Genomic DNA, 26884 nt, shown 5'->3' on the forward strand with positions numbered 1-26884 from the left:
CGAACCTAGTGGACTGCCGGCGAGTAGGCAAGGTATACCTATCCTCACTTTCATGAGGTTAGCCTCGCCTGTTCCGCGAGTCAGCCGTTTCGCGATATCTCCCTGGAGGAATCCCCCGATGCGCACTCTCGTCCAGTCGTGGCTCACCGCTCCGGCACCCACGGAGACGGGACTGCACAGCGGGGACGACCCCGCCGATCTCCGCTACCGGAACTGGGATCAGGTGCGCACGGATGCCCGCCGCACGGCCGCCGGGCTGGCCGCAGCCGGCGTCGGCCACGGCGATGCCGTCGCCGTCCTGGCCGGCGACCCGGGCGACGTCGCCGACCTCGTCCAGGCGATCTGGATGCGCGGGGCGTCGTTCACGATGCTCCATCAGCCCACGCCGCGCACCGATCTGGAGGTCTGGCTCACCGAGACCCGCGAGGTGATCGCCATGCTGGGCGCGACGGCCGTGGTGCTGGGCGAGCCGTTCACCGCCGCCCTCGACGGCCACGACCTCGGCGCCCCCGCCCTGCCGCTGCCGTCCCTGGCCGGACATCCCGACGCCGACGCGATCCCCGTCGACGCCGACGACCTCGCCATCCTGCAACTCACTTCCGGCAGCACCGGCACCCCCAAGGCCGTCGCCATCACCTTCGGCAACGTCGAACAGAACCATCGGGCGATGGAGGCCGCGATCGCCCCGACCGGACACGACGTGGCCGTCAGCTGGCTGCCGCTCTATCACGACATGGGCATGGTGGGCATGCTGCTGATGCCGATGATCGCCGGAGTGGAGGCCGTCATCACCACCCCGCTCGCATTCCTCCGCAAGCCGCAGGCGTGGGCCGAACTGATCACGCGCTTCGGCGGCACCTGCACCGCGGCGCCCGACTTCGCCTACGCCGTCCTCGCCAAGCGGCTGCGCCGCGCCCCGGACGGCGCCTTCGACCTGTCGAGCCTGCGGATCGCGATCAACGGCGCCGAACCGATCGACGAGCGTTCGATGAACCTCTTCCTCGACGAGGGCGCACGCTTCGGGCTGCGTCCGGAGGCGATGCTGCCGAGCTACGGCATGGCCGAGACCACCCTCGCAGTGTCCTTCGACTCCCCGCAGCGCCGGTTCGCTCTCGACCGGATCGAGGCGGACGCCGCCGAGTCGGCGAGCACCGTGGTCCGCTCCGACGACCCCGCGGCCCGCACCCATGTCCGGCTCGGCCGGCCGGTCGACGGCCTCGAGGTGAAGGTCTTCGACGGGGACCGCCGACCACTGCCCGCCGATCGGATCGGCGCACTGCTGCTGCGGGGCGGCTCGGTCACCGCGCGCTACCTGACACCGGGCGGCTTCGTCGACGCGGTCGACGAGGACGGCTGGCTGGACACCGGCGACCTCGGATACCTCACCGCCGACGGTGAGATCGTCGTGGCCGGCCGCAGTAAAGACGTCATCATCGTGTCCGGACGCAATCTGTCGCCCACGGTCATCGAACGCGCCGCCGGCACCGTCGACGGCGTCCGCACCGGCAATGTCGCGGCGGTGCCGCACCGGCGGACCGGCGGCCGGGAAGGCATCGCCGTCATCGCCGAGACCACCGGCGACGACGAGCATGCGGCGCGCATCCACGACGACATCGTCCGCGCCGTCTTCGACGCGGTCGGCGTCCCGGTCTCCGCCGTCAGCCTGATCGGCAAGGGCGAACTTCCCAAGACCCCGTCGGGCAAGATCCGCCGCGGCATCGCCGCGGGCCTGGTGGCCGGAGCAGCGTCGTGACCGGCGATCTGCTCACCGGTTTCGTTCCGTATCGCGACGACGCCGCGCACCGCTACGACGCGGCCGGGGTCTTCGCCGGCCGGCCGCTGTGGCGGATCGTGACCGATCACGCGAGCACCACCCCGGACCGTCCCGCCGTCAGCGACGGCGACCGCACGCTGACCTACGCCGAGCTGACCGACGCCCTGCATCGCCGGGCGTCGGGCTTCGCCGCCGCCGGCCTGGAGCCCGGTTCCCGCGTGGTGCTGCAGCAGCACAACTCGGTGGAGTTCGCGGTGACGCTGCTCGGTCTTCTGCGTGCCGGCCTGGTGCCGGTGATGACCCTGCCGGCACACCGCATCTCCGAGATCGCCCACCTCGCCGCCGGCTCCGCTGCCGTCGCCTACGTGACCGAGGACGGTGCCCGCGGCTACGACTACCGGGACCTGGCCGCCAAGCTGACCGCTCGCGTCCCGTCCGTCGGACACGTCTTCGTCGCCGGCGACCCCGGTCCGTTCGCTGCCCTGCCGGACGCCGACCCGGACGGGGCGGACCTGCCCGCCGCCGCCGATCCGGCCACGCCGGCGCTGCTGCTGATCTCCGGCGGCACCACCGGTCTGCCGAAGCTCATCGCCCGCACCCATGACGACTACGAACTCAATGCCCGGCTCTCGGCACAGGTCGCCGGGCTCGGTGCCGACGGCGTCTACCTCGCCGCGCTCCCCGCCGCCCACAACTTCCCGTTGTGCTGCCCGGGCATCCTGGGCACCTGGACGGCCGGCGGCCACGCGGTGCTGACCGACGATCCGAGTCCGGATGCGGCGTTCGACGTGATCGAGCGGCGCGGGGTGACCGTGACCGCGCTCGTGCCCGCCCTCGCTCAGGTGTGGTGCGCCGCCACCGAGTGGGAGCCGGCGGATCTCTCGTCGCTCCGGCTGCTGCTGGTGGGCGGCGCCAAACTGGCGCAGTCCGATGCCGAGGCCCTCGACGCCGCTCTCGGGCCGGTCACCCAGCAGGTGTTCGGCATGGCCGAGGGGCTGATCTGCTTCACGCGCCGCGACGATCCACGAGACCTGGTGCACCGGGTGCAGGGCCGCCCGATGTGCGACCTCGACGAGGTGCGTGTGGTCGATGAGCACGGCGACGACGTCCCCGACGGCACCGAAGGGGAACTGCTGGTGCGCGGCCCGTACACGATCCGCGGCTACTACCGCGGCGACGAACGGGCGGCCGCCTCATTCACGCCGGACGGCTTCTACCGCTCCGGCGACAAGGTCCGGCGGCTGCCGTCCGGCCACCTCGCCGTGACCGGACGCATCAAGGACACGATCGTGCGCGCCGGCGAGAACGTGGCCGCCGACGACGTCGAAGAGAACCTGATCGCACATCCGTCGGTGCGCCAGGCGGCCGTGATCGGCGTCCCCGACGAGGGGCTCGGCGAACGGATCTCCGCGCTCGTCGTCACCTCGCACGAGCATCCGCCGGGACGGACGCTTCGAGCTCGTCGAGCTCCGCGAGTTCCTGACCGATCGCGGTCTGGCCGCCTTCAAACTGCCCGATGAACTCCACGTCGTGCCGTCGATCCCGGTGACCGCCATCGGCAAGGTCGACAAGGCCGCGCTCAGCGCGAGCCTGCCGGCCCGTTCCTGAATCCGTCCACTCCCACCCCAGCGAGGTCCCACCGATGTCATCAGCAGGTCCGGAAGTCACGACGCAGCTCGACGTGCGCGACGAGGTCGCCGCCCTGCTCGGTGTCGAGGCCGGGACTCTGGGCGCCGACGACGACCTGGTGATGCACGGGCTCGATTCGCTGCGCCTCATGCGGCTCGCCGGGCAGTGGCGCAAACGGGGTTTCGACGTCGACTTCAAACGGCTGACCGCACGCCCCACCCTCGCCGCATGGACCGCGCTCCTCGGCGACGCCGCCATCGCACCCGACGCCGTCCGGCCGTCCACCGGTGACACCGCGGGCGACGAGGCCGGCGACGACTTCCCGCTGGCGCCCATGCAGCACGCCTACTGGGTGGGGCGCTCCGGCAGCCACGCACTCGGCGGCGTCGCCGCGCACCTGTACGTCGAGTTCGACACCGACCACCCGATCGACGCTCCACGATTCACCGAGGCGGTCGACGCGCTGGCGCGGAGGCACCCGATGCTGCGTGCCCGGATGAACGCCGATGGCACCCAGCGGATCGTCGACGTCCACCCGGATGCGTGCGCGGTCCACGACCTGCGGTCGGCGACCCCCGAGGAGGCGGCCGCCGAACTGGAGCGGCGCCGCGAACACGGCACGCACCGTCGTCTTCCGGTCGAGGACGGCGGCACGTTCCGCGCCGAGCTGACCCTGCTGCCGTCGGGCGGATCACGGATCCACCTCGACGTCGACATGCTGGCCGCCGACGCGATGAGCTACCGGGTCCTGGTCGACGATCTGGCCCACCTGTACCTCTGCGACGATCTCCCTGCGCTGCACAGCACCTACCGCGACCTCAGCGCCGTGCGCGCCGCCCAGCCGGTGAACGACGCGGACGCGGCATGGTGGCGGGACCGGATCGCGGACCTGCCCGGACCCCCGGAACTGCCGACGGTCGACGGCGGTGAACCCGGCGGCGCCCGCACCGTCCGGCTGCACCACCGGATCGATGCCGCCGACTGGCGCCGGCTGTCCGATCACGCCCGGAACCACGGGGTCACGCCCGCCGCCGCGGTGGCCGCCGCCTTCGCCGAGGCGATCGGCACCCACACCGTCTCACCGCGCTTCCTGCTCACGGTGCCGATGTTCGACCGTCACTCCGCGGACCCGGACGGCGAGCATCCCGACCTGGAGAAGGTGGTCGGCGACTTCACGTCGTCGATCCTGATCGGCGTCGATCTGAGCGAGCCGGCCACCCTCGCCCAGCGGGCGGCGGCGATCCGCACCGAGCTGCACGAGGCCGCATCGCATGGCACGTTCAGCGGCTTGGACGTGCTGCGCGAACTGAGCCGGCATCACGGCGAGCCGCTGGTCTCACCGGTCGTGTTCACCAGCGCCCTCGGATTGGGCGAGCTGTTCTCCCCGGCCGTGAACGACCAGTTCGGCTCCCCGTCGTGGATCGTCTCGCAGGGCCCGCAGGTGCTGCTCGACGCGCAGGTGACCGAGGTGGCCGGTGGGCTGCTGCTCAACTGGGACGTCCGGGTCTCCGCGCTCCGCGACGGCGCCGCCGACGCGATGTTCGCCTACTACCTGGCCGCACTCGGCCGGTTGATCGACGGCCGATGGGACGAGCCGGCCCCCGATCCGGTCGACGAGCGGGTCCGGGCCGAGCGACGTGCCGCCGAACGCCCGCTGCCGGCCGACGGGCCGTTCGACGGTTCCCTCCACGGCGGCTTCCTGGCCGCCGCACCGCAGCGCGCCGACCGGCCCGCGGTGATCTCCGACGAGCGGGTGTGGACGCACGCCGAGCTCGCCGACGAGGCACGGCGGATCGCCGGTGCGCTCGCCGAGGCCGGCGTCACCCGCGGCGACACCGTGGTCCTCGATCTGCCGAAGAGCGGCGCCCAGATCGCCGCCGCGATCGGTGTCCTGGGCGCCGGCGCCGCCTACGTCCCGATCTCCCCCGCCCAGCCGCCGGCCCGCCGGGAACGCATCGTGTCGGTCGCGGCACCCGCCGCCGTTCTCACCGACCGGACCGCCGTGTGGACCGGCACCCCCGCGGCCATTCTCGACCTGGACACCGCCCGCACCCACGCCCCCGCCGAACCGGTCGCCGTCACCGGTGACGACCTCGCCTACGTGCTGTTCACCTCCGGATCCACGGGTGCGCCCAAGGGCGTCGAACTGCCGCACCGCGCGCCCGTCGCCACCCTGATCGATCTCGTCGATCGACTCCGCCTGACCGACGCCGACCGCAGTCTTCTCGTGTCGTCGCTGGAGTTCGATCTCTCCGTCTTCGACGTCTTCGCTCTGCTCGCCGTCGGCGGAGCCGTCGTGGTGCCCGGCGACGACGCCGCGACCAGGACCGACGACTGGGTGCGCCTCCTCGCCGACCATCGGGTGAGCGTGCTGAACTGCGTTCCGTCGATTCTCGGCATGATCCTGGATCTGGCGCCGCTGCCGCCGTCGTTGCGCGAGATCATCATGGGCGGCGACAAGGTGGACGTCACGCTGCTGCACCGGGTGGCCGCCCAGTCGCCGCACTGTCGGGCCGCCGGTCTCGGCGGCACCACCGAGACCGCCATCCACTCCACCTACTGCGCGGCCGACGATCTGCCGGAGGACGCGACGTTCGTGCCCTACGGCACGCCGCTGGCCAGTGTCCGCTGCCGCGTGGTGGACGACCTCGGCCGCGACCGGCCCGACTTCGTCCCCGGCGAACTCTGGATCGGCGGCCCCGGCGTCGCCGCCGGGTATCGCGGCGACCCCGGACGCACCGCCGACCGGTTCGTCGACCACGACGGCGTGCGCTGGTACCGGACCGGTGATGTGCTGCGCTACCTGCCGGGAGGGTTCCTCGACTACCTGGGCCGCGCCGACCACATGGTGAAGGTGCGCGGCTACCGGATCGAACTCGGCGAGGTGGAGGCCGCCCTGCTGGGCCTGCCGGCGGTGGGTGCCGCCGTCGCCTGGTCCGATGGGCGTGACCTGCGGGCCGCGGTCGCCCCGGCCGCCGGCACGCGTTCCGGCGACGTCGACGCCGCGCAGCTGCGCTCCGCGCTGACCGATCTGCTGCCGCCGCACATGATCCCGCGCACGGTGACCGTGCTCGACCGGCTCCCGCTGACCGCGAACGGCAAGTTCGACAGGAAGCGACTGGCCGCGTCGGCCGAGGCACCGGCCGCCGGCGGGACCGCGCCGCGCACCCCGATCGAGGAGGTCCTCGTCGATCTTCTCGGTCAGCTGGTGCCGGCGACGGAGATCGGTGTCGACGACGACTTCCTGGACCTGGGTGTGGACTCGGTGCTGGCGACCCGCTTCATCGCGCAGGCCCGCGAATGGCTCGCCGCTCCCGGCGTGAGCGTGGCTGACGTCTTCGCCCGGCGCACGGTCGCCGACCTCGCCGGCCGGATCAGCGAGGCGGGCGGCCCGGCCGCCGGCGCCGCGGCCCACGAATATCTGGCGGTGATGTCGATGTCCGACGACGAGGTGGCGGCCGAGCTGGCGAACACCCCGCTGCGCGACCGGCTGTCCGCCGAGCCGATGGACGCCGAGCGCCACACCGCCCTGGTGCGTTCGTGGCTGCACCATCCCAAGTCCGCGTTCTGGGAGATGACCGAGGCCACCGACGGCGAGGTCGCCGGCATGATCCGGGACGCCGACACCGGTGCACCGCACGGATTGCGGCTGGGCCGGGTGGACGGCGACCCGCGGTTCCTGTTCGAGCTGTACGACCCGGCCGCCGGCGAACTCGCCGACCCGGCGAGCGGCTATGTTCCGGCGCCCGGCGACATCGGCATGCATCTGCTGGTGGCGCCGACCGACGACCCCATCGGCGGCTTCACCGCCGAGGTGATGCTGTTCATCATGCGCACCGCCTTCTTCGAGGCCGGTGCTCAGCGCGTGGTCGTCGAGCCCGATGTCCGCAACACGGCGGTGCATCGACTGAATGCGGCGGTCGGCTTCGTGGTCGCCGGTGATCATCCGGTCGGCGCCAAGACCGCTCGCCTGAGCTACTGCACGCGGGAGGACTTCCTGCGCGTCACCGACGGCGGCACCCGGGTGGATCCGGGGGTGACGGTCGCATGACGCGCGACGTCGACGACGGGTACCGCACCCGGCTGGCGGTCAAGATCCTCGCCGAGCTCTGCCACGAGCAGGTGATCACCCCGCGGCGGCTGCCCGACGGGCGCTACGCCGTCACCTCCGACGACGGCCGGACGGACTATCTCTTCGACGCCGAGGTCCTGGCCCTCGACTCGTGGTGCATCGACGAGGCGAGTCTGCGCCGCAGCATCGACGGGGCCGGTGCGCCGCTCGATCCGGTCGGTCTGGTGACCGATCTGGCGTCGACCCTCGGGCTGTCCGGCGACGATCTCGCCGGCTATCTGGAGGAGCTGATCAACACCCTGACGCTGGGTGCGCAGCGCCCCGCCGAGCGCCGCGTCGACGTGCGGCGGCTGGCCGGCGGCACCGGCGACCGGGTGGCCGACTTCCAGCGGGTGGAGGCGGCGATGACCGAGGGCCATCCGTGCTTCATCGCGAACGCCGGCCGCGTCGGTTTCAGCGCCGACGATCTGCCCCGGTACGCCCCCGAGTTCGGGCCGGAGTTCCGGCTCGTCTGGCTCGCGATCCGGGCCGGCGACGTGGAGTTCGCCGCGATGGACGGCGTCGACTACCCGGCTCTCCTGGAGTCCGAACTGGGCGCCGCGCGTCTCGCCGTGTTCGCCGATGTGCTCGCCTCACGCGGCCTCGATCCGGCGGACTACCGGTACCTGCCCGCCCATCCCTGGCAGTGGCGGAACCGGGCTGCGCGACTGCTGGCCACCGAGCTCGCCGACGGCCGCATTGTGGAGCTGGGAACATCGGACGACGCCTACCGTCCGCAGCAGTCCATCCGGACGCTGTTCGACGTCACCGACCCGGAGCGCTGCTACACCAAAGTGTCGCTGTCCATCACCAACATGGGCTTCACCCGCGGCATGTCCGCGGACTACATGAGCACCACCCCGCGGATCAACGAGTGGGTGCGCGGCCGGATCGGCGATGACGCCTACCTGCGGTCGATCGGTTTCGAGGTGCTCTACGAGATCGCCGCCGCCGGCTACCGCAATCCCGCATTCGAGGCCGCCACGCGACCCGGTTCGGAGTACCGCAAGCTGCTCGCCGCGCTGTGGCGGCAGTCGCCGATCCCCCGGCTGCGCGACGGCGAGGACCTGATGACGATGGCGGCGCTGCTCCACGTCGATCACACCGGGACGCCCCTCATCGGGGCACTCATCGAGCGGTCCGGGCTGACCGCCCGCGCCTGGCTGCGCCGCTACCTGGACGCGTACCTGCACCCGATCGTCTACCTGCTCTACGCCTACGAGCTCAAGTTCTCCCCGCACGGCGAGAACCTCATCCTCATCCATCGCGACGGCATCCCGCAGCGGACGATCCTCAAGGACATCGGCGAGGAGGTGTTCGTCCTCGGCGACGACGATCTGCCCGACGAGTGCGCCCGTGCCCGGACCGTGGAGGCCGACGAGACCCGGAACCTCGGCGTCCTGTCGGACGTCTTCGACGACTTCTTCCGGCCGCTGGCCGCGCTGCTGCACGGTCACGGCCTGATCGCCGACGACGACTTCTGGTGGGAGGTCGCGGCGAGCATCAACGCGCTGCGCGATGCGCACCCTGACCTGGCCGGCCGTTTCGAGCGGTGGAACCTGTTCGCCCCCGCCTTCGGCGCCATCCACCTGAACCGGCTGCAGATCGGCAATCGCCGCCGCATGACCGACCACGAGATCCCGTACGCCGACATGGTCGCCGATGGGCACACCCTGACCAATCCGATCGCGGTGCACGACCGGGTGCGCCGCACCGACCTGACGGCGGCGATGTCATGACCACCCCCACGGACGAGAACGTGGAGATCCTCCGCGACGACCACGGCATCCCGCACATCTGGGCCGGCACGCCCGCCGGCGTCTGTTACGGCCAGGGCCGCGCGTGTGCGCTCGACCGGGCCTGGCAGATCGAGTTCCTGCGTCTGCGGGCCGAGGGCCGCACCGCCGAAGCGTTCGGGTCGACGGCCGTCGACTGGGACCGTTTCGCTCGCCGTTCCGGCATGGACCGGGCGGCCCGCTCGGCCTACGAGCGGTCGTCGGCGCGCACCCGCGGACTGCTCGACGCCTACGCCGCCGGCGTGAACAGCACCCTGGACGAGGCGACCGCGCCGGAGCTGGTGGAGCTGCGGCATCGGCCGGCGCCGTGGCAGCCGTGGACGCCGATCGCCGTCTTCCTGATGCACCACATCCTGTTCGGGCGGTTCACCACCAAGCTGTGGCGTCTGCACGCGCTGCGCGCCGTCGGGCGCGACGGTCTGACCCTGGTCGATCTGGAGGGCGACGACCCCGAGAACCGGGGCGGCGTCCCGCCGCTCCCCGACGATGCGTTCCTCGCCGAACTCCTCGCCGACCCCGGTCTGGGTACCGCCCACCACGGCACCGGCACCGCTCCCGGCGACGTCGCGCACGGCGACGCGCCGTCCGGCAGCAATGCCTGGGCGGTGGCCGGCGGCCACAGCGCCACCGGAGGGGCCCTGATCGCCGGCGATCCGCACCGCTTCCTGGAGCTGCCCGGCATCTACCTGCAATGCCAGCTCGCCTGCCCGGAGTTCGACGTGGTCGGCTTCGCGTTCGCCGGTGTCCCCGGCGTCCCGCACTTCGCGCACGCCGGCGAGGTCGCGTGGGCGATCACCAACGCGATGGGCGACTACCAGGACCTGTACCGCGAACGCCTGACCCGCGCCGACGGCGCCGTCCTGGCACTCACCCCGGACGGGGAGGTGCCGGCCGCATCGTGGACCGAACGGATCGCGGTGGCCGGTGCGCCCGACGAGGCGGTCGAGGTGGTGGTGACCGGCAACGGCCCGGTGATCCTGGGCGGACCGGACGAGCCGTACGCGCTGAGTCTGCGCACGCCGCTGCTCTCCGAATCCGAGGGTTTCGGGTTCGACGCCGTCCTCGATCTCCTCTTCGCTCACTCCATCGCCGACGTCGAGCAGGCACTCTCGGACTGGTCCGAGCCGGTGAACCGGATCGTGATCGCCGACGGCACCGGGCGCGTGCACCGCCATGTGGCCGGCGCGATGCCGCGGCGCGCACCGGAGAACTACTGGCTTCCGGTGCCGGGGTGGGATGCCCGCTACGCGTGGACCGGGAACCACGGCGCTTCCGTCGCCGACGCCGCTTTCGACCCGGCCGTCGACGGCCACACGGTGATCGCGAATCAGCGCATCGCGGACTGCCCGCCGTTGCAGCCGGTGACCACCGAGACCGTCGCCCCGGCGCGCGCCGACCGCATCGACGCCCTGTTGACGGCCGACGAGGCGATCGACGGCCAGGCGTGCGCCGCAATCCACCGCGACGTGCAGCTCGCCGACGCCGCCGGACTCTGCGACCTCGTCGCCCGGGTGAACGGACTGTCCGATCAGGCGCGGCAGCTCCGGGACCGCATCACCGCATGGGACGGCGCGATGGCCGTCGACAGCACCGGCGCCTACCTGTTCGCGAGCCTGCGGAGCCGGCTGGTGGCCGCCCTGGCCGCCCACCCGGTGTTCGCGCCCCTGGCGGCGCCACACGGGTTCACCGCGATCCTCGACCCGTGGTTCGTGCCCCATCCCCGGATCGCGGCCGCGCTGCCGACCGTCCTGCACCGCGCCGGCGACCTGGGGATCGACCTGGACGCCCTCACCGCGTCGGCGCTGGAGGCGGTCGCCGCAGCCGTCGACCCCGACGACGTCCCCACCTGGGGTTCCCTGCACCGGTTCGCGCCGATTCACGGTTTCGACCTGATGGGCGCCTCGCCCGTCCATCCCGACCTGTCCGCAGCGGTCCGTCCCGAGCGAGCACCACTCGGCGGCGACGCCGAATGCGTCTTCGCGAACGCCGCCGCCGTCGGCTTCGACGACCAGTGCCGGGTGGGCTCGGCCGCCCGCTACATCTGGGATCTCGACGACCGCGACGCCGGGCATTGGATCGTGCCGATGGGCGCACACGGCGATCCGTCGTCGCCGCACTTCCAGGACCAACTGGGCCTCTGGGCGGCCGGCGATCTGCTGCCGATCGTCAGCGACTGGGCGGCCCTGCGCGCCGGCGCCGTGACCGGAGCACTCCGATGACCGACACCCTCGACGCCCGCCGCGAACTGCTGCGCCGCCGCCTCGCCCGGCAGGCCGGCAGCGCACCGACCACCGCGCCGGCGCCCTCCGCCGACGACGGGCTCGGTGTCGCCGAACGCCGCATGTGGCGGATCCACGCCCTCGATCCCGGCTCGGTGTCGCACAACATCACCCTGGTGCTGGACTGCGACGGCGTGCCGGCCTCCCGGCTGGTGGCCGGTGTCGAGGCCGTCGTAGCGAACGCCGAGGCGCTCGGGTCGACCATCGCGGTCGACGAGCAGGGCACGCCGCGCCGGATCCCCACGACCGTCGCCGGCCGCTGGATCGAACCCGGACGGCGCTGGTCACTGGGTTCCGGTCCCGACGGCGACGACCCGGACGCGGTGGCCGCCGCCCTGGCGCGCACGCCGTTCGATCTGACCCGTGAAGCACCGATCCGGGCGCGCGTGATCGGTGACACGGCGGTGCTGAGCTTCCATCACCTGGCGGTCGACGACACGTCGTGGCCGCTGCTGCTCGGCTCGGTGCTGGCCGGACGCTGGACCGGTGCCGTAGCGGCCGGGGCGGCCGAGGGTCCCGCAGCCGGGTCGTTGGCGGCCGCCGTCGATCATGCGCGCGCCACCTGGGCGGCCGACGATATGCGGTTCCCGCTGTCCGGCGAACGACCCGCGACGACCCCGGAGGACAGCTGGCTGGCCCCGCTCGACGAGGCACCGGGCACGCACCTGCGCCGCGCCCTCGATACCGCCGACCTCGCCGCGTTCACCGCCGTCGCCCCGGAGGCCGGCGGCACCGGCAACGCGGCGTTGATCGTGCTGATCGCGCTGACCGTGACCGCCGCGACCGGCGCCGCCGATCACGTGCTGCTGGTGCCCGCCGACAATCGTCGTGCCGACCAGACCCCGGACCGGGTGGGCTACTGCGGCAACATCGTGCCGATCCGGTTCTCCTTCGATCCGGCCTGCACCGTCGGCGACGCACTGCGCACCGGCTGCGCCGCCGTCTACCGGGCGCTCGCGCATTCGGCCGTCGACTTCGGTCCCGTCCTCACCGAGTTGCGGACCGCCGGCGGGCGCTTCCCGGTGGTCGAGGTGCTCGCCTCCGTACGCAACGCCCCAATGCGCGGGGTGCCGGTTCCCGCCGGCGGCGCGGTCGCCTACCGCTCGGTGTGCAGCGGCATCGCGCCCTATCCGCTCTCGCTGGCGATCGAGATCGGCGACCGGGACGACGCACACCTCGAGGTGGACGTGCAGCCGGTCCCCGGTCCGGCGTTCGCCGCACGCGCCGCCGACACCCTCTGCGACCTACTCCGGGCCGTCCCCGGCTCCGCAGACCTGCCCCTCCACCGGCTGCTGGCCGGCATTCCCCGCTCCCACCCCGACGACGATGAGGCACACGCGTGAAGCAATCGCATTCGCCGGAGAGCCGGTTCTCGGCGCCCGGCCCCGGATGGACGAACGTCGGCCGGCAGCTGATCGAGGCCGCCGCCTCCGTCACCGACCGCGGCCGGCTCGCGCCGCTGCCGGCGGGCGCCCCCGACGAGGTCCTCGCACGGGTGCGCGGCGAACTGGGTGCCGCCCGTCTGCCCGCCGACGGGATCGGTGCCGACGCGGCGCTCGCCACCATGGCGCAGATCGTGCACGACTACGGCCTGAACCTCACCCATGAACTGTGCGCCGCGCACCTGCAGCCGCCCGCCTTGACGGTCGCGGTCGCCGCCGATGCCCTCGCCAGCGCCACCAACGCCTCCCTGGACACCTACGACTCCGGCCCGGCCACCCTCGCCATCGAGACGTGGGCCGTGGACGCCCTGGCCGGGCTCGCCGGACTGCCGCCGACCGCCGGCGGCGTCTTCGGCCCGGGCGGGTCGTATTCGAATCTGCTCGCCCTGCTCATCGCCCGCGACCAGGCGGGCGCCGCCCGTGGCGCGGACATCCGCCGGGACGGCGTCGGCGCCCTGGGCGATCCGGTCGTGCTGTGCAGCGCGGTCGCCCACTTCTCGCTGCAGCGCGCCTGTGCGGCGCTCGGTCTCGGCGAGTCGGCGGTGGTGACCGTGGACTGCGACGAGCAGCACCGCATGCTGCCGTCCGCCCTGGAGACCGCCCTCGCCCGGCTCGACGAGACCGGACGGACCCCGATCGCGGTGGTCGCGACCGCCGGCACCACCGACTTCGGCACCGTCGACCCGCTCCCCGTGATCGCCGCGATCGCGCGGGCCCACGACCTGTGGCTGCACGTCGACGCCGCCTACGGTTTCGGCGCGCTCTTCTCCGACCGGTTCGCCGGGCTTCTCGACGGGATCGGCGCGGCCGATTCGATCACGCTGGACCTGCACAAGGTGGGCTGGCAGCCGGCGGCCGCCAGCCTGCTGCTGCTGGCCGACCTCGACGGCTTCGCATCCCTGGACCGGTCGGTCGCCTACCTGAATCCGGAGGACGACCTGGAGGCCGGTTTCGGTGGGCAGCTGGGTCTGACCCTGCAGACCACGCGCCGCCCGGACGTCCTGAAGGTCGCCACCACGCTGCTCGCCTACGGCCGCCGCGGCCTGGGCGACATGCTCGACGACTGCCACGATCTGGCCCGCGCCGCCGAGCGCCGGATCGATGCCGAACCCGAGCTGCAGCTGGTGTCGCCGGCCACGCTCACCACCGTCGTCTTCCGCTACCTGTGCGACGACCCGGACAGCGACCGCGTCAACGCCGAGGTGCGCCGCCGCCTGATCAGCTCGGGCACCGCGCTGATCGGCAGGACGCAGGTGCGGATCCCCGACGGACCGGACGCCCGCACCTGCCTGAAGCTGACCCTCCTCAACCCGGAGACCACCACCGCCGACCTGGACCGGCTGTTCGACGAGGTCCTGCGGGTCGCGCTCGAAGTCGAGTCCGAGGGCCTGAACCCGATCACCGCCGCCAATGCAGGAGCCACGCATGACTGACCCCACACCCCACGACCCGGCCCGCCGGCCGGTGGACGTCCTCGCCGTCGGTTGCGGACCGTTCAACCTCGGCCTGGCCGCCCTCGCCTCCACCGTCGACGACCTCGATGTGCTGGTGGTCGACTCCGGTGACCGCTTCGCCTGGCATCCGGGATTGATGTTCGACGACGCCAAGCTGCAGGTCAGTTTCCTGTCGGATCTGGTGTCGCTGGTCGACCCCACCCATCCGCTGTCGTTTCTGGCGTACCTGGCCGACGTGGACCGCCTGTACCCGTTCCTGGTGCGCGAGGACTTCTTCCCGACCCGGCGGGAATACGAGGCCTACCTGCTGTGGGTGATCGATCAACTGTCCGGTCTCCGCTTCGGCACCACCGTCGACGCGGTGCACTGGGACTCCGCGGCCGGTCACTTCGTGGTCGAGCTGACCGGGGCCGACGGCCCGGAGACCGTGCACGCCGCACACGTGGTGGCCGGGATCGGCACCGAGCCGTTCATTCCGGATGCGGTGGCCGCCGACTCGCCCGCCCTGATCCACAGCGCCGACTACCTGTTCCACCGCGACGAGGCGCACGCCGCCGAGTCGGTGACGGTGATCGGTTCGGGACAGTCGGGCGCGGAGATCGTCGCCGATCTCCTCGAGGCGAACCTCGACGGCGGGCCGGCGGTGCGGTGGTGGACGCGCACCCCGTGGTTCGCACCGCTGGACTTCACCAAGCTCTCCCTGGAGATGACGACGCCGGCCTACATGGAGTACTTCCATTCCCTGCCGGAGGACACCCGGGAGGAGGTCCGGCGCGGCCACTGGCAGTTCCACAAGGGCATCTCCACCGACACGCTGGCCCGCGTCCACGACCTGCTGTACCGCCGTGAACTGCTCGGCAAGACGGCGCCGGTGCAGCTCCGCAACGGTGTCGAGATCGAGGGCATCGAACCGGACGGCGACACCGGGCTCCGGGTCCGCGGACGGCACGCCGACACGGGTACACCGCTGGAGCACCGCACCGGCATGGTGATCGCCGCGACCGGGTACACCGAGCGCCGGCCCACCTTCCTGGATCCGATCGACGGGCTGCTGCGACGCGACTCGCGGGGACGGCTGGAGATCGAAGCGAACCACTCGGTCGCCGCCGACGGTGCGCTCGCCGACCGCGTGTTCGTCGCGAACGCCGAACATCACGCCTACGGCGTCTCGTCGCCGAATCTCGACATCGGCGCGGTCCGCAACGCCAAGATCCTCAACACCGTGCTGGGCCGCGAGGAGTTCCGGCTGCAGCGGCAGACCGCGTTCACCAGCTTCGCCCCCGGCGACGACGTCGCCGTCGACTGACCACTCCGGAAACCGGAAGGACCATCACATGACCGCGACCACGACCCTGGTGCGCGAACCGGAGATCTGCGCCACCTGGGCGCGCGCCGGACTCGCCGACACCCACCTCGTGTACGAGGGGGCCGACGCGTGGGTGTTCGCCGGCGGCGTCCGGCACCAGATCGTGCTGACCGCCGGGGACCTCCGGCGACGGGGCGTCCGGCCGGCGCAGGCTGTGGAGGAGGCGCTCGCCGGACTCGACCTGGACGAGTGGCGGGTCTACGGCTGGGTGGCCTTCGACTTCTGCGCGCCGTTCCTCGGAGCCGATCGCCACCTCGACGACGACGCGGTCCTCGCGCACCTGTTCGTGCCCGAGTTCGAGGTGTTCCTCGACGCCGACGGCAACCTCCGTTTCGAGGGCGTCGACGACGAGCTGCGCGACCGCATGCTCGACCTCGCACAGTCGCCGATCCGCGTCGACGACGAGACCCGCCGCCCACTGCCGGTGACCGACGACCCCACCGGCTACCGGGGCCGTGTCGCGACCGCGATCGACGAGATCCGCGGCGGCCGCTACGAGAAGGTCATCATGTCCCGCGAGGTGGCGGTGCCGTTCGACGTCGACGTGCCCGCGACCTATCTGGCCGGCCGGCTGGCCAACACCCCGGCGCGGTCGTTCCTGTTCGATCTCGGCGGTCTGCAGGCCGCCGGCTTCTCGCCCGAGCTGGTCGGCGCGGTCGCCGCCGACGGCCTGATCACCACCGAGCCGTTGGCCGGCACACGCGCGTTCGGCATCTCCGCGGACGCCGACGCCGCCCTCAAACAGGAGTTGGAGAACGACGCGAAGGAGATCGTCGAACACGCCATCTCTGTACGCACCTCGTGCGCGGAGGTGGCCGCCGTCGCGGTGCCCGGCACCACCGCGGTCAGCGAGTTCATGTCGGTGCGGCCCCGCGGCAGCGTCCAGCATTCCGCATCCACCGTGGTCGGCCGGCTTGCCGAGCCGCACTCGGCGTGGGACGCCCTGGAGGTCCTGTTCCCGTCGGTCACCGCATCGGGCATCCCCAAGGCGCCGGCCGTCGACGCCGTCTACCGCCTCGAGGCGTCGCGCCGCGGCGTCTACTCGGGGGCGGTGGTGACGGCGTCGTCGGCCGGTGATCTCGAGGCGGCCCTGGTGCTGCGCTCGGTGTACCGCGACGGTGACCGCAGCTGGCTGCGCGCCGGTGCCGGCGTCGTCGCCCAGAGCGATCCGGAACGCGAGTTCACCGAGACCTGCGAGAAGCTGGGCAGTGTGGCGCCGTATCTCGTGGAGGCGGCCCGATGACCGCGACCGTGACGCAGCCGTTGAGCCTGGACGACTACCGGGCGCTGCTCGACGACGTCTTCGACGACGAGGTGGCCGCCATAGTGATCGACGCCGAACGCACCGAACTGTTCCCCCGCCCGTTGCTGACCCGGCTCGGCGCCGCCGGAGTGTTCCGGGCCAAGTGGGCCGGCGCCACCCGGCCGGACGTCGCGAAGCTGTTCGAACTCGGCTACCGGCTGGGCCGGACGGCGTCGACCGGGATCGGGGTGGGTGTGAGCCTGCACGACTCCGGTATCGCGACCCTGCGCCGCTTCGGGAAGACCGACTATCTGACCGCGCTCGCCGACCGCGCCATCGACGGCGACGAGGTGCTGTGCATCGGCGCCTCCGAGGAGTCCGGCGGTTCCGATCTGCAGATCGTGGGCACGGTCATCACCCCGGAGTCCTCGGGTGGCGCCGACGGCTACCGGGTGCGTGGACGCAAGAAGTTCTGCTCGCTCTCCCCGATCGCCGGCCACATGATCGCCGTCGCCCGCAGCGAGGAGGACGGCAGCACCGAAGGCAACAACGTGGTGATCGCGGTGCCCATGGATGCACCCGGCGTGGTGGTCGGCGACCGGTACCGCAAGCTGTCGGCCGGACCGCTCGACACCGCGCCGGTCGAGCTGGACGCCTGGGTGCCGGCCGAGGCCCTGATCGCGCGGCCGGCCACGGGCCTGGCCGTGATCAGCTGGGGTCTGGCCCACGAACGTCTCTCGGTGGCCGCGCAGGTCGCCTCGGCGTGCGACTACATCTTGGGCATCACACTGGCCCGGATGATGGACCGCGAACAGTTCGGCAAACGCCTCTTCGACCATCAGGCGCTGCGGCTGCGGGTGGCCGATCTGCAGGCCCGCGTCGACACGCTGCGCTTCGCGCTCGACGGCATCGCGGCGGCCGGCCCGATGAACCTGCGGACCGCCGCCGCCATCAAGGTGACCGCGGTGCGCCTGGCCGAGGAGGTGGCCGGCGAATGCCTGCACATCTTCGGCGGTTCCGGCTACCTCACCGACGAGACCCCGCTCGGCCGCTGGTGGAAGGACATCAAGCTGGGCCGGATCGGCGGCGGCTCCGACGAGGTGCTGTGGGAGCTGGTCGCCGCCGCCATGCGCCCGGACACCGCCGGGTATCAGGACCTCTCCCGGCACCTGATCTGACGGTCGGTGATCGTTACATCGTGCGATGGATCGAGTCATCGCCCGACACTGCTGAGAAACATCTGAGAAACGACGCGTTCCTAGCGTTGGCCCACAGCCGTCGGCGATCCCTGCGTGACGGCCCGGACCAGAGGAACCGTCATGACACATGCGGAGATCCAAGACGTGATCCCGGAGGGCGCGAAACACGCCGCCGGTGAGAGCGTCATCAAACCCGACTACGACCCGTCGCTGACCAACGAAGACCTCGCGCCGCTCAAAGAACAGAAGTGGACCTGGTACAACATCTTCGCGTTCTGGATGTCCGACATCCACAGCGTCGGCGGCTACGTCTTCGCCGGCAGCCTCTTCGCTCTCGGCATCGCCGCCTGGCAGGTGCTCATCGTGCTGGTGCTCGGCATCATCGCGGTGAACTTCCTCGCGAACCTGGTCGCGAAGCCGTCGCAGCAGGCCGGTGTCCCCTACCCGGTCACCACGCGCATCTGCTTCGGCGTGAAGGGCGCCAACATCCCGGCCATCATCCGCGGCATGATCGCGGTGGTCTGGTACGGCATCCAGACCTATCTGGCGTCGACCGCGTTCGGTCTGCTGGCCATCAAGTTCTGGCCGTCCCTCGCAGAGTACGGCGACTCCGGCACTCATTCGTTCCTCGGCCTCTCGCCGCTGGGCTGGGCCGGCTTCGCCATCATGTGGGTGCTGCAGGCCGCAGTCTTCTGGAACGGCATGGACACCATCCGACGCTTCATCGACTTCTGCGGCCCGGCCGTCTACGTCGTGATGGTGGCGCTGGCCGTGTACCTGATCGTGAAGGCCGGCTGGAGCAACGTGCACTTCGACCTGTCGGAAGGCCCCGCCCTGAGCGGCTGGTCGTCGATCACCATGATGATCTCCGCGTTCGCGCTCGTGGTGTCGTACTTCTCCGGACCGATGCTGAACTTCGGTGACTTCTCGCGCTACGGCAAGACCTTCAAAGAGGTCAAGAAGGGCAACTTCTGGGGCCTGCCGGTCAACTTCCTGTTCTTCTCGATCCTGGTGGTGTGCACCGTCTCGGCGGGCGCCACGGTGATCGGCAAGGGCGACGACGGCAAGATCATCACCGACCCGGTCCACATCGTCGACAAGATCGACAACACGACCGCCGCCGTCCTCGGCGTGCTGACCTTCGCGGTCGCCACCATCGGCATCAACATCGTCGCGAACTTCGTCTCGCCCGCCTTCGACTTCTCGAACGTGGCGCCGACCAAGATCTCGTGGCGCGTGGGCGGCATGATCGCCGCGGTCGGCTCGGTGCTGATCACCCCGTGGAACCTGTTCAACAACGCCACCGCCATCCACTACACGATGGACACGCTCGGCGCGGTCATCGGTCCGTTGTTCGGCATCCTGATCGCCGACTTCTACCTGGTGCGCAAGCAGAAGATCGTCGTCGACGACCTGTTCACCACCAAGCCGGAGGGCCGTTACGCCTACCGCAACGGCTGGAATCCGGTGGCCGTGGCCGCCGTGATCCTCGCGTCGATCCCGCCGATCGCCGTCGTCATCTGGGGCACCGCCTACGCGGCCAGCTTCACCTGGTTCATCGGCGCGGCGTGCGGCTTCGTCTTCTACTACCTTGGGATGAAGTACACGCCCAAGGAGAGGCTGTACAGCGACTACACCGCTGATGGCAGCCATCACGCCGACGAGATCGTCGAGGCGATCGAAGAGAAGGTGGCAGCGACCGCATGATGACACTGGTGGTGATCAACGGGAACACCACCGCCGCGATGACCGCGGTGATCGAGTATTCCGCCCGCACCGTGGTGCGGCCGGATGCGGAGATCATCGCGGTCACGCCGCGTACGGGGCCCGTATCCATCGAGAGCCACTACGACGAGGCGCTCGCCGTGCCCGGGATCCTGGAGGCGGTGGCCGACCATCCCGGCGCCGACGGATATCTGATCGCCTGCTTCGGCGACCCGGGCATCGATGCGGCGCGTGAGATCGCGGATGCGCCGGTGCTGGGGATCGCCGAGGCCGGCATGGCGCTGGCGGCGACGCTGGGGCGCGGCTTCTCGGTGGTGACGACCCTGGGACGCAGCATCGGCCGCACCCGCGATCTGGTGGGGCACTACGGCTTCTCCCGGCAGTGCCTGGGCATCCACGCGTGCGAGATCGCGGTGCTCGATCTGGAGACCAACCCGGACACCGCGACGATCCTCGCCGACGCCTGCCGGGCGGCCCTGGCCGCCGACGGGTCCGACGCGATCGTGCTCGGCTGCGCCGGGATGGCCGATCTCGCCCGATCGCTGACCGCCGAGCTCGGGGTGCCGGTCGTCGACGGGGTGGCCGCCGGGGTGGGCATGCTGTCGGCGACGGCGGCGATGGGCCTGCACACAGGCACCGCCTCCGGCGAGTTCGCCGCACCGCTCCCGAAGCAGATCATCGGCGACCTGTCCGACTTCACGCTTTCCTGACGCTCTAGTCCTGCACCGCCTTCACGATGCTGACGCACCGGGTGATCCAGTCCCGTTCGGACGCGTCGAGGGGGCGGTGCATGCGTCGGGCGTCCTCCACCGACCAGTGGGCGTTGACGACCATCCGCACCGTCACCCAGTCGCGGGCACGGTCGGCGTCGAGGCCCGCGACGTCGACGACGGTGTGCAGGCGGCGCCGGATGGACTCGCGGAGGTAGCCGTCCATCTCGTCCCACCGGTTCCACAGCAGGGGCGCCGGCTCGTAGTGGGGATCGCCGGACATCGGTTGCGGGTCGATCACGAGCCACGGCGCGCGGTCGGCGGAGAGCACGTTCTCGTAGTGGAGGTCGCCGTGCACGACCTTCCCGTCGCAGTCCGGGTCGGCGGCGAAATCACGGCCCAGGCTCAGCGCCTGGTCGACCATGCGGCGCGGCACCGGCATGGCGGCGGCGTCGGCGGCCATATCGTCGAGCCATCCGGTGAGGACGTCACTGAGTCGACGGAGGCGGGGCGGCGCCGGGACGTGCAGCCGTGGATAGAAGCCGGCGACGATCTCGCAGGCCTGCACATCCTCTTCGCCGTTCAGGTTCTCCGAGCCGAGCCGTTCGAGCAGCATGGCGCGTCGCGCCGGAGCGGCGCGGTACATGCGGACGGCACCGTCGCCGTCCCACAGCTGCAGGGCCAGGGGTTCCTGCGCGGTGTCGTCGGCACCGTCGAACCCGATCTTCAGAACCGCAGCGCCGCCGTCGGCGAGGGCGGTGGTCGGCGCGTTCGAAACCACCACCGGGACGACGATCGAGGCGAACCCGTGCATGGGCGGCCCGGTCACGGTCAGCTCCCATTCGCGCAGCAGCGTCTCGACGAGGCGCGGCAGACGGTCGAGCCAGTCCGCCCAGTCCGGGCCGAGGCGGCGCTGCGCCTGCAGGCCGTCGGGGATCGCGATCGTCACGTCAGGCCGGCGTCCCGTAGCCGACGATGCCGCGCACGGTGGAGCGGTCGAAGGAGTTGACGCTGATCGAGGTGGGCGGCTCGTTGCCGCCGACGGTGGTCACGTGATCGCCGTCGACCTCCACGACGATGCCGGTGTGCTGTTTGAACCGGTTCGGCGGCGCGTACAGGACGACGTCGCCGGGGCGTGGACGGTAGTCGGGGCCGTGGAATCGGCCCGTCGACTGGTAGTACTCGGTGAGGGTGGCGACGCCGGGGATCCGCCACGACCCGGAGTTCGGGTTCGTCAACGGCACCCCGGCTTCGCGCATGACGCTGCTGACGAAGTCTGCGCACCACGGCTCGGTGACGCCTTCGGCGTAGTGCTCGCCGGGTTGCGGATGGTCGTACTCCCGATGCACGACGTTCACGATGCGCGTGCGCACCGAGCCGAGGGCGGCGTGGTCGACGTCCGGAAACGGTGTCCCGGCGGCGTGGTCGGTGGCCGCACAGCCCGCCGAGGCCGCCACGACGACGGCGCCGAGCAGGGCGCCGACCACCCGACTGCGTGACCGTTTCATGTCAGCGACGGTACGCCTGAGCGGCGCAGCCTCTTGCCCACCGGCGATCACAGGCGCACTGTGGAGGGTGGAACCGTTCTCGGCGAGAGGAACCACGACTTGCGGCGGCGGCAGGCGCCGTCGCCCTCTGCGGTGCGGTGGCCGCATCCGCGATCCTGGGTGCCGCCCCGGCGGCGGCCGCACCCTCGGCGAGCGCCACCTCCACCTACCTGTGGGTGGCCGATCCGTTCCCGTTCGGCGTGGAGACGGTGCACGCGACGGTGACGAAGCCGGGCGTCGTGCATTTCACCGTCGGCCGCATGTGCGCCGGCCTGAACCCGTCCGCGTGCGTCGACTACTCGATGCCGATGAGCGTGGCGTGGGTCAACTTCGCCACCGGCGCGACCGGGACGCTGACCGTGGACCGGAACGGGGCGACGGTGAAGACCGGCCGCGGCACCATCGGCCTCGGCGCGATGTTCGGCACGCCGGCCATCCCGGGGGCCACGACCATCAACGCCTGACCTGCCGGGATCCCCGGATCGGCGGCGCCGAATCGTGTTAGCGTCTCGTTCGTTCGAACGAGCGCCGCTGAACGGAGCAGAAATGAAGGACAACGCCCGCCAGCAGATCATCGCAGCGACTCTGAAGCTGATCGGATCCAACGGGATCGGCGGCGTCAGCAACCGGGCGGTGGCCCAGGCCGCCGAGGTCTCCCCCGGCACCCTCACCTACCACTTCCCCGACCAGGAGAACCTCCTGTCGGAGGCGTTGAACAGCTTCGTCGACGACGAGGTGGCCCGGCTGACCGCGATGAAGAAGCGACTCGACGCCGGCGGCGCCGATCCGAGGACCACCCTCGAAGAGACTCGGGTCGAGGTCGAGGACCGGGTCGATCCGACAGAACATCTCGCGCAGTTCGAGCTCTACCTGCACGCCGCGCGTGTCGATGACTTGAAGGGTGCCGCCGACCGCTGCTACCGCGCCTACGACCATTCCGCAGAATCGCTCCTGACCACGATGGGAGTGACTGATCCGGCCCGGTACGCACCGTTGATCACGTCGTTCGTGGACGGCCTGGAACTGCGCCGGCTCGCGCTCGGCGAAGCCACCGTCGACCTGGGCGAGGCGCTCACCGTGCTCCTCGCCGGCATCGGCGGCCTCGACGCCGCCGACCGGAAGTAGCCGCGATCGCGGCTCCGGCTGCCAGACTGGACCCGTGCCTCAACGACGTCCCGCAGACCACCATCACCTGACCGTCGAACCCCTCCGTCGCGGAGGTGGACCCGAGCATTCCTGGAACGCCAAGACCGGTGTCGGTCTGACGTCCGTGGATCCGTGGGGTCACGCCGTGACCGCGCCGGCCGGCAGTCACTGGCATGCAACGATCACCGGCACCGGACTCGAAGGCCGCACCGTCGGCGCCGGCGACGCGCTGCGTGTCGCGACGTTCGGCGTGTTCGACGCCGACGAGAAGGATGTGCGGGATGCGTACGCGTCGACGGCGGTCAGCGTCGACGTCCTGTTCACCGACGGCACCCGGCTCTCCGAGAGCGGCGCCGCCGACCAGTACGGCATCCCGCTCGACGCCGCCGCCCAGTACGCGGCGAAGACGGCGTGGCCGGACCAGTGGGCCTCACGCACCGTGCCGTTGGCCGCGGTGAAGGGCAAGACGATTCAGCAGGTCGAGCTCACCGGCTGGCTGCCCCCACGCATCGACTCCTCGCCAGGTGGCGAGCGCACCAGCCGTGGCTTCGTCGACCGGATCGAGATCGTGCCGGCCGATGTGCGGAGCGACGACGCCGAACCGATCGATCACGTGAAGACCACGCGCGGCACGTTCTCGTCGGGGGCGTTCTCCCGCGGCAACTGCGCACCGCTGGTGTCGCGTCCGCACGGCTTCGTGTTCGGGCTGCCGATGACCGACGCCGGCAACCGGTGCTGGCCGTACTCGTATCAGCAGGGTTCGGTGGTCGACGGCACCCGTGTGCGGCCGTATCTGCAGGCGTTCGGGACGTCGCACATCCCGTCGCCGTGGATGGGTGACCGCGGCGTCTTCCAGGTGTTCCCGCACCCCGATCCAGCACCGCATCCGCACCGCGAGCACCGGGCGCTCCCCTTCTCCCACGATACCGAGATCGACCGCCCGCACGTCTACGAGGCGACGCTCGGCGACATGGACCCGATCCACGCCGAACTATCGGCCGCCGACCATTCGCTCTGGCTGCGCGCCACCTATTCCGGCGCCACCGGGTCGCTGATCTTCGACCAGATCGACGACGACGGCCGGCTCGACCTTCCCGAACCGACGGCCGGTGAACGGTACGTCGCCACCGGCTACGTCGACGGCCCGGGCAGCGGCATCAAGATCCCGCGCACCTACGTCTACGTGGAGGTCGACGGCGCCGTGACCGCTGTGCAGCGGTACCCGGGCCATCACCGCGAACACGTGGTCGGCGTGCTCACGCTCGACCCGGCGGCCACCGGCGGGACGGTGACCGTCGCGGTGGGCGTCTCCCACATCAGCCTGGAACAGGCCCGGCGCAACCTCGCCGAGGACCGCACCGGCGACTTCGCGTCGTCGGGGGCGTTCGCCGACGTCGTCGACCGCGGGCGCGGCCAGTGGTCCGGCATGCTCGGGCGCCTCACGGTGGAGGGCGCGACCCCCGAGCAGCTCACCACCCTCTACTCGTGTCTGCACCGCGTCCACCTGTACCCGAATCACGCCTCGGAGGACGACCGGTTCGCGTCGGTCTTCGATGTGGGGATCGAGGGTCCGGACACGCCGGAGAAGACGGGACGGCGCGTGGTGGACGGGAATCTGACGGTCACCGACGGGTTCTGGGACTCCTACCGGGCCAGTTGGCCGCTGCGCACCCTGATCGCACCGGAACTGACCGGCCGGCTGCTCGAAGGCTTCGTCGAGCATTACCGCGACGGCGGCTGGGTGAGCCGATGGTCGGCGCCCGGTCCGTGCGACATCATGACCGGCACGTCCAGCGACGCGGTCTTCGCCGACGCCGCGGTCGGCGGCCTGTGGGACGGCGACGAGCACCTGCTCCTCGACGCGTACGACTCGTGTCTGCGGAATGCGACCACCCCGTCCGACGACAAGCGGGTCGGCCGCAAGGACCAGGACCAGTCGCTGTTCACCGGTTTCGCGTCGACGGCCGTCCCGGAGGGGATGTCGTGGACGGTGGATGCGGCGATCAACGACGCCGCCATCGCGGAGTTCTCCCGTTACCTGGCTCAGCACCTGCCCCGGCACGAGCGGGCGGGCGAGTTCGCGGCCAACGCCGACTGGTTCGCGGCGCGCGCCGCCCGGTACGCGGTGGTCTTCGATCCCGAGACCGGCTTCTTCCGCGGGCGCCGGCCGGACGGGGCGTGGCGGCCGGGCGCGTTCGATCCCCGGAACTGGGGCGGCGACTACACCGAGACCAACGCCTACGGAACCCGGTTCACCGTGCCGCACGACGGCCAGGGACTGGCGGAACTGTACGGCGGCCGCGACGTGCTGGAGGCCCGGCTCGACGAGTTCATGGGCATCCAGGAGACGGCGCGCTACGAGTTCAAGGGCGGCTACGCCAACGTGATCCACGAGATGACGGAGGCGCGCGACGCCCGCATGGGCATGCTGGCCCTGTCGAACCAGCCCGCGCACCACATCCCGTTCATGTACGCCTACGCGTCACGGCCCGGCAGCACGGCGCACGCCAAAACACAGGCGATCGTCCGGGAGGCGACCGCCCGGCTGTTCGCCGGCGCCGACCTCGGTCAGGGATATCCGGGCGACGAGGACAACGGCGAGATGTCCGCCTGGTATCTCCTGGCCGTGTCCGGCCTGTATCCGCTGTCGGTGGGCAGTGGGCGGTTCGTGCTGTGCGCGCCGACGTTCCCGCGCCTGACCTGGAGGCTGGAGAACGGCGCGACGATCGACGTGGTCGCGCCGAAGGCGTCACCGGAGAACGTGTACATCCAGTCGGTCAGCATCGACGGGAAGCCGTGGAACGAGATCACCGTCGACCGCGAACGCCTGTGGAAGGGTGCCGTGATCCACATCGATCTGGGTCCGGAGCCGTCGGAGTGGGCTGCCGGATCGGTGCCGCCGTCGTTCACGCCGGTCGGCGCGAAGCCGGCGCCCCCGGTCGACCTGACCTCGCCGAACGGCGCCCGCAAGCAGGCGCTGGGGGTGCGCGGCGCGGGTCACGCGTTCGACGACTCGTCGTCGAGCCGGCCGGCGGTCGTGAAGGCGGGCGGCGAACTCGGCTGGGATTTCGGCACCCCCACCGCGGTCGACCACTACACGGTGACGGTCGCCGAACCGGGCCACCGCTCCTGGCGGTTGCAGGCGCGCGGCGCCGACGGCACCTGGTCGACGATCGACGACCGGTCGGCCGACTTCCGTTGGGACCATCAGACCCGGATCTTCGCGATCGACGGCGTCTCCGCCGACGCCTACCGGCTGGTGTTCACCACGGCCGCCGCCGTCGACCAACTGGAGTTCCTGCACCTCGGTCGCTGAGCGATTCATCACCGTCCTTGAGGCGGGGCCGACGAGATCCTCGCCGACCCGGTTCCCTCAATACCCTCCAAAGTTCCAGCCGAAACGTTGGAGTAATCCCCTCCCCGGCCGGGCTGGAAATTGTCGTAGGCCTGCGTAAACTAGAAG

General features: G+C 71.3%; 16 protein-coding genes and 1 pseudogene. 15 read left to right on the plus strand and 2 right to left on the minus strand.

Annotation, left to right across the window (positions count from 1 at the left end):
• Positions 1 to 118: 118 nt before the first annotated feature.
• The 12 genes and pseudogenes from QM774_RS10440 (at position 119) to QM774_RS10495 (ending at position 20728) form a co-directional block, all read left to right on the plus strand.
• Positions 119 to 1753: a long-chain-fatty-acid--CoA ligase gene (locus tag QM774_RS10440; RefSeq protein ID WP_414975806.1), complete on the plus strand. Its 1635-nt coding sequence runs from the start codon at positions 119 to 121 to the stop codon at positions 1751 to 1753.
• A pseudogene (locus QM774_RS10445) lies at positions 1750 to 3382 on the plus strand ((2,3-dihydroxybenzoyl)adenylate synthase). Before QM774_RS10440 ends, QM774_RS10445 begins: the two are co-directional and overlap by 4 nt.
• Before the next feature lie 34 nt (positions 3383 to 3416).
• Complete coding sequence (locus QM774_RS10450; protein WP_414975807.1) at positions 3417 to 7454, plus strand: amino acid adenylation domain-containing protein; 4038 nt, start codon at positions 3417 to 3419, stop codon at positions 7452 to 7454.
• Positions 7451 to 9253 carry an IucA/IucC family protein gene (locus tag QM774_RS10455; RefSeq protein ID WP_414975808.1) on the plus strand — a complete coding sequence of 601 codons (1803 nt, stop codon included), beginning with the start codon at positions 7451 to 7453 and terminating at the stop codon, positions 9251 to 9253. Before QM774_RS10450 ends, QM774_RS10455 begins: the two co-directional genes overlap by 4 nt.
• Entirely contained in the window at positions 9250 to 11529 is a 2280-nt protein-coding gene (locus tag QM774_RS10460) for a penicillin acylase family protein (protein WP_414975809.1), read from the plus strand. Before QM774_RS10455 ends, QM774_RS10460 begins: the two co-directional genes overlap by 4 nt.
• The gene (locus tag QM774_RS10465; RefSeq protein ID WP_414975810.1) at positions 11526 to 12932 is read left to right on the plus strand and encodes a peptide synthetase; all 1407 of its coding nucleotides are present in this window, start codon (positions 11526 to 11528) and stop codon (positions 12930 to 12932) included. Before QM774_RS10460 ends, QM774_RS10465 begins: the two co-directional genes overlap by 4 nt.
• A complete protein-coding gene (locus QM774_RS10470) occupies positions 12929 to 14464 on the plus strand; it encodes a pyridoxal phosphate-dependent decarboxylase family protein (protein WP_414975811.1) in 1536 nt (511 codons plus the stop codon). Before QM774_RS10465 ends, QM774_RS10470 begins: the two co-directional genes overlap by 4 nt.
• The gene (locus QM774_RS10475; RefSeq protein ID WP_414975812.1) at positions 14457 to 15791 is read left to right on the plus strand and encodes a lysine N(6)-hydroxylase/L-ornithine N(5)-oxygenase family protein; all 1335 of its coding nucleotides are present in this window, start codon (positions 14457 to 14459) and stop codon (positions 15789 to 15791) included. Before QM774_RS10470 ends, QM774_RS10475 begins: the two co-directional genes overlap by 8 nt.
• 28 nt (positions 15792 to 15819) lie before the next feature.
• A complete protein-coding gene (locus QM774_RS10480; RefSeq protein ID WP_414975813.1) occupies positions 15820 to 17094 on the plus strand; it encodes a salicylate synthase in 1275 nt (424 codons plus the stop codon).
• Positions 17091 to 18272: an acyl-CoA dehydrogenase family protein gene (locus QM774_RS10485; RefSeq protein WP_414975814.1), complete on the plus strand. Its 1182-nt coding sequence runs from the start codon at positions 17091 to 17093 to the stop codon at positions 18270 to 18272. Before QM774_RS10480 ends, QM774_RS10485 begins: the two co-directional genes overlap by 4 nt.
• Before the next feature lie 141 nt (positions 18273 to 18413).
• Positions 18414 to 20000: an NCS1 family nucleobase:cation symporter-1 gene (locus QM774_RS10490; protein ID WP_414975815.1), complete on the plus strand. Its 1587-nt coding sequence runs from the start codon at positions 18414 to 18416 to the stop codon at positions 19998 to 20000.
• Entirely contained in the window at positions 20000 to 20728 is a 729-nt protein-coding gene (locus tag QM774_RS10495; RefSeq protein ID WP_414976648.1) for an aspartate/glutamate racemase family protein, read from the plus strand. The genes QM774_RS10490 and QM774_RS10495 overlap by 1 nt, the downstream gene beginning before the upstream one ends.
• A gap of 4 nt (positions 20729 to 20732) precedes the next feature.
• On the opposite strand, the gene QM774_RS10500 is transcribed toward QM774_RS10495, so the two are convergent.
• Together QM774_RS10500 and QM774_RS10505 are read right to left on the minus strand one after the other, a co-directional pair.
• Complete coding sequence (locus QM774_RS10500; RefSeq protein ID WP_414976649.1) at positions 20733 to 21671, minus strand: aminoglycoside phosphotransferase family protein; 939 nt, start codon at positions 21669 to 21671, stop codon at positions 20733 to 20735.
• 7 nt (positions 21672 to 21678) lie between these two features.
• Positions 21679 to 22236: a CHAP domain-containing protein gene (locus QM774_RS10505; protein WP_414975816.1), complete on the minus strand. Its 558-nt coding sequence runs from the start codon at positions 22234 to 22236 to the stop codon at positions 21679 to 21681.
• Positions 22237 to 22373: 137 nt separating this feature from the next.
• Between QM774_RS10505 and QM774_RS10510 the strand changes: the two genes are divergently transcribed.
• From QM774_RS10510 to QM774_RS10520, 3 genes are all read left to right on the plus strand, one after another.
• On the plus strand, positions 22374 to 22739 hold the full coding sequence (locus QM774_RS10510) for a hypothetical protein (RefSeq protein ID WP_414975817.1): 366 nt from the start codon (positions 22374 to 22376) through the stop codon (positions 22737 to 22739).
• 82 nt (positions 22740 to 22821) lie between these two features.
• Positions 22822 to 23400 (plus strand): TetR/AcrR family transcriptional regulator, encoded by a 579-nt coding sequence (locus QM774_RS10515; protein ID WP_414975818.1) that lies wholly within the window; start codon positions 22822 to 22824, stop codon positions 23398 to 23400.
• 34 nt (positions 23401 to 23434) lie between these two features.
• The gene (locus QM774_RS10520; RefSeq protein WP_414975819.1) at positions 23435 to 26737 is read left to right on the plus strand and encodes a GH92 family glycosyl hydrolase; all 3303 of its coding nucleotides are present in this window, start codon (positions 23435 to 23437) and stop codon (positions 26735 to 26737) included.
• Positions 26738 to 26884: the final 147 nt, after the last annotated feature.

The sequence above is a fragment of the Gordonia sp. (in: high G+C Gram-positive bacteria) genome, assembly GCF_047600565.1.
Lineage (GTDB): Bacteria > Actinomycetota > Actinomycetes > Mycobacteriales > Mycobacteriaceae > Gordonia.

Bases quoted from the DNA above. Each gene is read 5' to 3' on its own strand.
- QM774_RS10505 (WP_414975816.1), bottom strand. From the start codon at position 22,236: ATGAAACGGTCACGCAGTCGGGTGGTCGGCGCCCTGCTCGGCGCCGTC.
- QM774_RS10460 (WP_414975809.1), top strand. From the start codon at position 9,250: ATGACCACCCCCACGGACGAGAACGTGGAGATCCTCCGCGACGACCAC.
- QM774_RS10440 (WP_414975806.1), top strand. From the start codon at position 119: ATGCGCACTCTCGTCCAGTCGTGGCTCACCGCTCCGGCACCCACGGAG.
- QM774_RS10450 (WP_414975807.1), top strand. From the start codon at position 3,417: ATGTCATCAGCAGGTCCGGAAGTCACGACGCAGCTCGACGTGCGCGAC.
- QM774_RS10465 (WP_414975810.1), top strand. From the start codon at position 11,526: ATGACCGACACCCTCGACGCCCGCCGCGAACTGCTGCGCCGCCGCCTC.
- QM774_RS10480 (WP_414975813.1), top strand. From the start codon at position 15,820: ATGACCGCGACCACGACCCTGGTGCGCGAACCGGAGATCTGCGCCACC.
- QM774_RS10515 (WP_414975818.1), top strand. From the start codon at position 22,822: ATGAAGGACAACGCCCGCCAGCAGATCATCGCAGCGACTCTGAAGCTG.
- QM774_RS10485 (WP_414975814.1), top strand. From the start codon at position 17,091: ATGACCGCGACCGTGACGCAGCCGTTGAGCCTGGACGACTACCGGGCG.
- QM774_RS10490 (WP_414975815.1), top strand. From the start codon at position 18,414: ATGACACATGCGGAGATCCAAGACGTGATCCCGGAGGGCGCGAAACAC.
- QM774_RS10475 (WP_414975812.1), top strand. From the start codon at position 14,457: ATGACTGACCCCACACCCCACGACCCGGCCCGCCGGCCGGTGGACGTC.
- QM774_RS10495 (WP_414976648.1), top strand. From the start codon at position 20,000: ATGACACTGGTGGTGATCAACGGGAACACCACCGCCGCGATGACCGCG.
- QM774_RS10455 (WP_414975808.1), top strand. From the start codon at position 7,451: ATGACGCGCGACGTCGACGACGGGTACCGCACCCGGCTGGCGGTCAAG.